The following is a 2885-nucleotide window of genomic DNA, read 5'->3' on the forward strand; positions in this document are numbered from 1 at the left end:
CAGCAGCGGCCCGGCGGCCCGGGGCTCGGCGACCGGCAACCCCTCCTCGGCCCGGATGCGGTCGCACTCGGCGTAGACCTTCGCCGTGGACAGACCGCCGTCGGCCAGCGCGAACACCCAGTGGAACGGCCCGGCCGCCTCCAGCGGGCTCAATCGCTCGCCCCGGCCGGTGCCGACGGCGGTCCCGCCGAGCAGCGCGAACGGCACGTCGCTGCCGATGTCGGCGGCGATCTCCATGAGATCTTCCAGCGGCAGGCCGAGGCCCCACAGCTCATTGCAGGCGACCAGCGCGGCCGCGGCGTCGGCGCTGCCGCCGGCCATGCCGCCGGCCACCGGGATCGCCTTGCGGATGGCCAGGCTCACGCCGTACGAACGGCCCGCGTGCCGGGCCAGCGCGACGGCGGCCCGGATCGCGAGGTTGTCGCCGTCCTCGGGCACCTGGTCGGCGGACTCGCCCTCGACCCGGACGCTCATCCCGGTCTCCGCGACGGCCGTCACCTCGTCGAAGAGCGAGACCGCGTGGAAGACGTTGACCAGGTCGTGGTAGCCGTCGTCACGGAGCGGCCCGACCGCGAGCTGCAGGTTGACCTTGGCGGGGACACGGACGGTCACGGAGTCCATGATGCGTCCTCCACCGGCTCTTGCTCATGCATGGTCACCGATGGTAACGGGAGCACCGTCCCGCTCACGCCAGCACATCGACAAATCACGCTATGCGCGGTTCTCAGCGATCCGGGCGAAATCTTCCACCGTGAGCTGCTCCCCGCGCTCCGAAGGATCGATCCCCGCGGCGCGCAGCGCGCTCTCGGCGGCGGCGGCCGTACCGGCCCAGGAGGCCAGGGCGGCGCGCAGGGTCTTGCGGCGCTGCGCGAAGGCGGCGTCCACCACGGCGAAGACCTCCTCGCGGGTCGCCCCGGTCGCCGGAGGCTCCCGGCGGGTCATCGCCACCAGCCCGGAGTCCACGTTGGGCACGGGCCAGAAGACCGTGCGGCCGACCGGGCCGGCGCGGCGGACGTCGGCGTACCACGCCGCCTTCACCGAGGGGATCCCGTAGATCTTCGAGCCCGGCGCGGCCGCCAGCCGGTCGGCCACCTCCGACTGGACCATGATCAGGACGTTGCGGAGCGAGGGCAGGACCTCCAGCAGGTGCAGCACCACCGGCACGGAGACGTTGTACGGCAGGTTGGCCACCAGCGCGGTCGGCCGATCCGCCGGCAGCTCCTCCGGCAGGACGCGCATGGCGTCGGCGAGCACCACCGTGAGCCGGTCGGCCAGCTCGGGGGCGTGCTCGGCGACGGTCGCCGGGAGCTGCGCGGCGAGGACCGGGTCGATCTCCACCGCGACCACCGAGCGGACCTCCGGCAGCAGGGCCAGGGTGAGCGAGCCCAGACCGGGGCCGACCTCGATCACCACGTCGTCGGGGCGCAGCTCCGCGGTCCGGACGATCCTGCGCACCGTGCCGGCGTCGATCACGAAGTTCTGGCCGAGTTTCTTGGTCGGGCGGATGTCCAGCCTCTGTGCAAGATTACGTATCTCCACCGGGCCCAGCAGGCTCATGCTCGATCCCCGCCCCCGGGCGCGGCGCAGGTGCGCACCCCGCCGTGCCCGCGGTCTCGTCCGCGTCCGATCACTTTCCCTCTCCCCATGCCATCCGACAAGTCTCGCGCATCGAATGCCGTGCGAAGACGCATCCTGGACACGAAAGGTTCGACTGTGGATACCGTTGTCCCCCGGGGGACGGCCTTCGAGGGCTCATTCGAGGGTTCGAGGGACGAGGATCTTCTGAGTGAGGTGGCCGTGAACCAGCCGGGTGTCGAAGGGCTCCGCACCGGCGATCCCGAGAGGATCGGGCCGTACCGCCTGCTCGGGCGCCTCGGCGAGGGCGGTATGGGGACCGTCTACCTGGCGCAGGCGCCGACCGGGCGGCCGGTCGCGGTCAAGGTGGTCAAGGCGGAGTTCGCGATCGAGGAGGGGTTCGCCTCCCGGTTCCACGCGGAGGTGGAGAACGCCCGGCGGGTGGCCTCCTTCTGCACCGCCCAGGTGCTCGACAACGGCAACGCCGACGACGGCCGGCCGTACATGGTGACCGAGTACATCGCGGGCACCCCCCTGTCCCGGCAGATCTTCCAGCACGGCGCGCTCGAACCGGGCCCGCTGCACGGCGTGGCCCTCGGCGTGGCCGCGGCGCTGGCCGCGATCCACGTGGCGGGACTGGTCCACCGCGACCTCAAGCCGGCCAACGTGATCCTGTCGCTGTCCGGGCCCCGCGTGATCGACTTCGGCATCGCCCGCGCGCTGGACTCCACCTCCGGTTTCACCAAGTCCGGCGAGGTGCTCGGCAGCCCCGGCTGGTGGGCGCCGGAGCAGGTGCGCGGCCAGGAGGTCACCCCGGCGGCCGACGTCTTCGCCTGGGGCTGCCTGGTCGCCTACGCCGGGAACGGCCGCCACCCCTACGGCCGGGGGAACATGATCACCATGGCCTCCCGGCTGCTCAACGGCCCGCCCGACCTGGGCGCGCTCCCCGCCCCGCTGAACGACCTGGCCCGGCTGGCCACCTCGATGGACCCCTATCAGCGCCCGACCGCCCAGGACCTGCTGATCGCCCTGGTCGGCGGCGGCATCGCGGCCCCGACTCCCGCGGCGGCCCTCCCGGTGGACCCGCCCACGCTGGTCGCCACCGACGCGCTGGCCGAGTCGTGGCAGGCCCCGCCCAACGTCGAGTCGGACGCCACGCTGACGCTCAGCGTCCTCGACCTGCAGGTCCCCGCCGCACCCGCGCCCGCGGAGCCCTCCACGGTGCCGGGGGCCTCCACGGTGCCGGGGGCCTCCACGGGCCCCTCGGCTCCCCCGGGACAAACCGCGCCCGCCGCGCACACCGCGTCCAC

At 73.3% G+C, this 2885-nt stretch carries 3 protein-coding genes; 1 reads left to right on the forward strand and 2 read right to left on the reverse strand.

All coding sequences use genetic code 11. The features are described from left to right. Together ACWJ6R_RS33845 and rsmA are read right to left on the reverse strand one after the other, a co-directional pair. Positions 1-621 (reverse strand): 4-(cytidine 5'-diphospho)-2-C-methyl-D-erythritol kinase (locus ACWJ6R_RS33845; protein WP_449066120.1); only part of this gene is annotated, 621 nt, incomplete at its 3' end. A 90-nt stretch (positions 622-711) separates the two neighbouring features. Further along, positions 712-1557 carry a 16S rRNA (adenine(1518)-N(6)/adenine(1519)-N(6))-dimethyltransferase RsmA gene (rsmA, locus tag ACWJ6R_RS33850; protein WP_449066121.1) on the reverse strand — a complete coding sequence of 282 codons (846 nt, stop codon included), beginning with the start codon at positions 1555-1557 and terminating at the stop codon, positions 712-714. A gap of 156 nt (positions 1558-1713) precedes the next feature. On the opposite strand from rsmA, the gene ACWJ6R_RS33855 reads away from it, so the two are divergent. Then, a partial coding sequence (locus ACWJ6R_RS33855; RefSeq protein WP_449066122.1) for a serine/threonine-protein kinase occupies positions 1714-2885 on the forward strand: 1172 nt, incomplete at its 3' end.

Source organism: Planomonospora algeriensis, assembly GCF_977012225.1.

Bases quoted from the DNA above. Each gene is read 5' to 3' on its own strand.
- rsmA (WP_449066121.1), bottom strand. From the start codon at position 1,557: ATGAGCCTGCTGGGCCCGGTGGAGATACGTAATCTTGCACAGAGGCTG.